We start from the raw sequence: 4938 nt of genomic DNA, 5'->3' as shown, positions 1-4938 counted from the left end.
TGCCTGCCCTCCCCCGTGTAGGCAAAACGCCCGGCTGGGGAACCCCAGCCGGGCGTCAGGCCGACTTCAGACGTCGCCGAACTCGCCGCTGCGGACAGCGGCAACGAACGACTTCCAAGCCTCGGCCGGGAACACCAGAGCCGGGCCCTGGGGGTCCTTGGAGTCACGGACGGGCATCAATGTACGAGAGCCCCGCGCAACCTCAAGGCAGTCGCCACCTTGCTGGCTGTACGTCGACTTCACCCACGAAGCGGTAGTCAAGTCGAAATCAGCCATGAGAGTCCTTCCGAGCGTGGAGTATCAATTCGAGAGTCGCTGACTCGGCCAGCGCCCCTACCTGGAGGCGATCGTATCTCCTGCGCCAGTCGCGGAGCCTGTCGTCATCTCGTTCGACGTGCCCGCGCCCCTCAGACTCAGAGTAGCCAAACAGGGAGCCATCGGGGAGTGTCAGCAGCCGCATGGGCAGGGCGAATGGCCTGTGTTCTCCCATGCTGAAGGGCGCCACCTGAAGTACTACACGTCCCTGTTCGCAGAGCTGTTCAAGTTGCTCAAGCTGTTCCCGCATGACCTCCGGACCACCGATGATCCGCCGGAGGCAGCTCTCGTCCAGTACGGCATGGATGAGCGGCGGGTCTCGTCGCGCTAGTGCCTCCTGTCGCGCAAGCAGAAAGGTCATCCTCTCTTCTGCCTGCTTGGGGGTGATGTCCCTTCGACGAACATCCGCCCTTGCAAGAGCCGCCGCGTAGGACTTCGTTTGAAGCAAGCCAGGGATGACGCCGAGTTCGAAGATCCGGATCTCACTGGCTCGCGTCTCATGGGCTGCGTACTCCGGGAAGCCCTCCAGCAATGCCGAGTGCTTGGCCTGGAGCCACATCAGCAGCAGGGTTCCGCCCGTCTCAAGCACTCGATCGGCATCACGTGCGAACTTCTCACTTGGCGGGGTCCGGCCAGGCGGGGCAAGTTCGGCGTAGGAGACGTAGGAGGGATCAACCCCCAAGCGCCTCGCCAGCTGGGCTTGCGTGAGGCCAGCAGCCCTGCGCGACCTGCGAAGTTGCACCCCGAAGGGCGCCCATGGACCTGATGTTGGATCAAGTTCTTTGAGGTTCAATGATCTTCACCTACTTGCCGAGCACTGACTTCAAGATTCAGATCGGGTTCCGATCGTAGAGGTAATCGCGCCACTATGGCTACACCCGGTGATTCGCCGGACGCACAGCGCAACCTGCGGAGACCCCATGCATCACGCGCGGAATCCCGAGCCCCTCTTCCAACTCCACGAAGCCGTCCTCGACTTCAGCGACCTGGAGGACGGTGAGCCGCGCGAGAGCGTCTTCGCGGAGGTCGCGTTCGGGAAGGCGGAGCTTCGGCCGCTACCGCCGAACCGTCGACGGGTGTCCTTTGCCGCCCGTCATCAATTCCTCGTACCTGGAGCAGAGTTGAGCAGGACGAGCTCCCCACCTCGCGGCCCGCCGGCACCTCGAAACGGAGACCGGCCTGGTCCTGCCCCTCCGCACCATCCTCTCCGTCGACTACGTGCCCGCCGCCGAGTTCCCCGAGGGCCTCGACTTCGTGTACGCGGGCGGGGTGCTCACGCCCCAACAGGCCGACACCGCCCGCCACTACCAGCCCCCGCAGGAGATCCGCGCTCTCCACTGGGTCCCCCGTCACAAGCTTCGCGATGTCATGGCCGACGACCAGTTCCGCCGCGTCGAGGACGCCTGGGACGCCTGGGAGCACGGAGACGGCCTCCCCCTCCTCATCCGCGGCGTCCCGGTCCCGGTCGGCTGATCAAGGAGACACCCCCGAGGCCGGACCGCCACGGGTGCGGTCCGGGCCTTCGCTTCAGCAGGAGTCGCGCGCACCTGATCGCTGGGGCCGCTGCATCAGGCAAGCCCAGCAGCGCGGCGCACCCCCTTCACACGCAATCCTCCCTTGAGGTACTTCGCCATGCTCAAAACCCACCGGCCCGGTACGTTCGTCGCGCGCCTCGACTCTCGCACCGAGTCCACGCCCCTGGCGCGCTACTTGCTCCGCGCCTACCTCTCCGGCCTCCCCACCGGCGAGGCCTACCGCGACACCGCCGAGTTACTCCTCGGCGAGCTGTTCGCCAACGCCGTCCAGCACTGCGACGCCCCCGCCGACCGCCACATCGAGATCCGCTTCGCCCTCACCGGCGACCACCTCCGACTGGAAGTCCACGGCACCGGCACCGGCCACCCCGCCCTCCAAGCCCCGGCCCCCGACGACGAGCACGGCCGCGGCCTGTTCCTCGTCAACGAGCTCGCCGAACACTGGGGCTGCACCTCCCGACCCGACGGCGTCGGCAAGTTCACCTGGGCCCTCATCTCCTCCTCCACCGCCTGAAAGCCACCCCACCCATGCACCTCGCCGCCCTGGCCCGCCACGCCCTCTCCCGCGGCCGCACCCCCGCCGCCACCTACGCCCTCCTCGCCCGCCGCACCCGCAAGCCCCTGCCCTCCGCCCGCGCGGTGTGCCTCGCCCTCACCATCCCCCTCGCCGAGACCACCCGCCGCCTCAACGACTGCTACGACGCCCTGCTCGCCAACCCCCGCCCGAACTCCGAGACCGACACCGGCGAACTCCTCGAAGCCCTCGGCGTCTTCGACATCCCCAAGTCCCTCACCGACACCGAACTCGCCGTCGTCGAACACTTCCTCGCCGCCGTCGACGCCATGGGCGGCATCCGCCCCGGCCACCACCACGGCCTCCAGCGCTGGTTCACCACCGGCAACCTCACCGCCGCCTACCTCTCCCTCGCCGCCACCCACCCCCTCCCCCGCACCGGGAACCCCACCACCTACTGGACCGCCCTCACCACCGCCGGCGAACTCCTCACCACCACCCCCAACCCCGACACCCGCATCACATACGCCCTCACCCACTGCCGCACCCAAGCCACCCACACCTGAACCCACGCGCAGGAAGTCGACCCCACCGACTTCCTGCGCAGCACGCCCACCCCGACCTGATCAGCCGAGCGCTTCCACCACCGCAGGCCCGCGCGCAGCGCCCGGATGACCACCACCCAGCACACTGCCGTGGTTTGACTTCGTGGGAGAACTCCGGGCCCATCAAGCGGTCGGCGAAGTGATGGGCCCGCCCCTGGCCTTCCTCTCCGGTCGGGTCTGCCCGCGGGGGCAGCGGCTCTGCCCCCGCGTACCTGGCCGGAGTGGACCCGTGACACGTATACAGGAGGCCAGGCCGTCCTCCGCCCTGAAAGGGTCTCTCATGCACGCACGGGAAGCCGCCAGAACGCCGGACGGCGCCCGCCCCGGCCGCCCGGCCGCCGACACCGCGCGTACGGCCCGCACCGCAGCCGTGCCGATGCGGCAGGGGGCGGGCCTTCCGTCCCCGCAGGAGGTGGCCGCCCTCCAGCGCACCGTCGGCAACGCCGCCGTGGCCCGGATGCTCGAAGAGGCCCGCCACCGGCACGGCCCGGGCTGCGGGCACCAGGAGTCGGACGGCGGGGCGCCCGTGCAGCGCTCCGCCGTGCACCAGGTCCTCGGGTCACCGGGCCGGCCGCTCGCCGCTGCGCTCCGCGAGGAGATGGAACACCGGCTCCAGGCGGACTTCTCCGATGTGCGGGTGCACACCGGCACGGCCGCGCAGCGCTCGGCGCAGGAGGTGGGCGCCCGCGCCTACACCTCGGGCAGTCATGTCGTCATCGGCGCCGAAGGAGCGGACAAGCACACCCTGGCCCATGAGTTGACCCATGTGATCCAGCAGCGGAACGGCCCGGTGGCCGGTACGGACCACGGGGACGGCCTGCGCGTCAGCGACCCGTCCGACCGTTTCGAGCGCGAGGCGGAGGCGACCGCGCACCGGGTGATGGCGGCGCCGGTGCAGCGGGCCGTCGCCGCCCCGGACGCCCCGGGCCCGACGGACCGCGCCCCGGCCGGGGCGGCCCCGGCGGTGCAGCGGCTCGTCAACGTCGCCAAGGCGGTCCTCAGCAAGCCGGCGGACAGCGAGAAGGTCCAGTGGAAGGTCCAGCGTCACCTGAGGCTGCCGGAGGCGGAGAAGCAGGCGATCCTGGCCGAGATCGGGAGGATGGCCGAGTCGGGGGAGTCCCTGCGGTTCGCCTCGTACGAGAAGCTCATCGACGCGGCCAACGTCCGGGTGCGCGCGGCGAGCGGGCAGAGCCTGGCGCCCGTGACCCCCGTCGCCATCACCACCGGGGGCTTCCAGCACGAGTTGACGATCTCCGACGAGGAGCAGGTGAAGCGGCACAGGGAAGTGCGCCGGCGTCTGTCCCTGCGCGGTGTCAGCCTCGACCTGGAGGCGTTCCGCAACCGGCAGGCGATGGTGAACCCGTTCACGTACAACGACGTGGAGGACGGCGCCTCCTACACCATCGGCGCCACCGGGAACTTCGTCCTCGGCAGTGTGCCGGAGGGCGACTACTCCCAGCTGTTCGGCCTGGCCAAGAGCAAGTCGGGGCTCACGGACCAGCAGCTGGCGAACCGGTTCATCAAGGCGCTGGTCGAAAGCGGCAGCAAACCGTTCGAGGATCTGCCCAAGGACGCGCAGAAGTACTGCGCCAAGATCGTGGCCATCATCCAGGGCGCCGAGTTCCGCCGGGCCGCCGCCAACCCGACCGCGGCCGTCGCGGCCTTCAACAGGGTCGCCACCAGCGACACGGCGACGCTCCACGACGAGATGAACCGGTTCACCCTGTTCGCCAAGACCGGCGGAGGGTCGGCGGACTCGCAGTACCACCGCAACGGCAAGGAGCCCGACGCGGAGCTCAACGCCCGCATTCTCCAGGAGTTCAGGTCACTGGCCCAGCTCGTGTCCGCGAACGGCTTCGACCCCAATGACGAGGAGAAGTTCTACGAGGCCTGCGAGACCATCGCGGTCGGCTCCATGAACGCCTTCAAGGCGAACTTCAGCTACACGATGGCGTAGACCGGCCGGCCC

General features: G+C 69.2%; 5 protein-coding genes and 1 pseudogene. 4 read left to right on the top strand and 2 right to left on the bottom strand.

Features of this window, described 5'->3' with window-relative positions:
- Positions 1-66 precede the first annotated feature (66 nt).
- Together ACFU7Y_RS40170 and ACFU7Y_RS40165 are read right to left on the bottom strand one after the other, a co-directional pair.
- A complete protein-coding gene (locus ACFU7Y_RS40170) occupies positions 67-276 on the bottom strand; it encodes a DUF397 domain-containing protein (protein ID WP_224282072.1) in 210 nt (69 codons plus the stop codon).
- Complete coding sequence (locus ACFU7Y_RS40165) at positions 269-1108, bottom strand: Scr1 family TA system antitoxin-like transcriptional regulator (RefSeq protein WP_380771318.1); 840 nt, start codon at positions 1106-1108, stop codon at positions 269-271. Before ACFU7Y_RS40165 ends, ACFU7Y_RS40170 begins: the two co-directional genes overlap by 8 nt.
- A 353-nt stretch (positions 1109-1461) precedes the next feature.
- On the opposite strand from ACFU7Y_RS40165, the pseudogene ACFU7Y_RS40160 reads away from it, so the two are divergent.
- From ACFU7Y_RS40160 to ACFU7Y_RS40145, 4 genes and pseudogenes are all read left to right on the top strand, one after another.
- A pseudogene (locus ACFU7Y_RS40160) lies at positions 1462-1788 on the top strand (hypothetical protein); the annotation flags it as partial.
- 159 nt (positions 1789-1947) lie between these two features.
- Positions 1948-2364: an ATP-binding protein gene (locus tag ACFU7Y_RS40155; RefSeq protein WP_380771316.1), complete on the top strand. Its 417-nt coding sequence runs from the start codon at positions 1948-1950 to the stop codon at positions 2362-2364.
- 14 nt (positions 2365-2378) lie between these two features.
- Positions 2379-2930: a hypothetical protein gene (locus ACFU7Y_RS40150; protein WP_380771314.1), complete on the top strand. Its 552-nt coding sequence runs from the start codon at positions 2379-2381 to the stop codon at positions 2928-2930.
- A gap of 319 nt (positions 2931-3249) precedes the next feature.
- On the top strand, positions 3250-4926 hold the full coding sequence (locus tag ACFU7Y_RS40145) for a DUF4157 domain-containing protein (RefSeq protein WP_380771313.1): 1677 nt from the start codon (positions 3250-3252) through the stop codon (positions 4924-4926).
- Positions 4927-4938: the final 12 nt, after the last annotated feature.

Source organism: Kitasatospora sp. NPDC057542 (genome assembly GCF_042801945.1).
Lineage (GTDB): Bacteria > Actinomycetota > Actinomycetes > Streptomycetales > Streptomycetaceae > Kitasatospora.
This window is presented reverse-complemented; position numbering and strand designations above follow the sequence as displayed.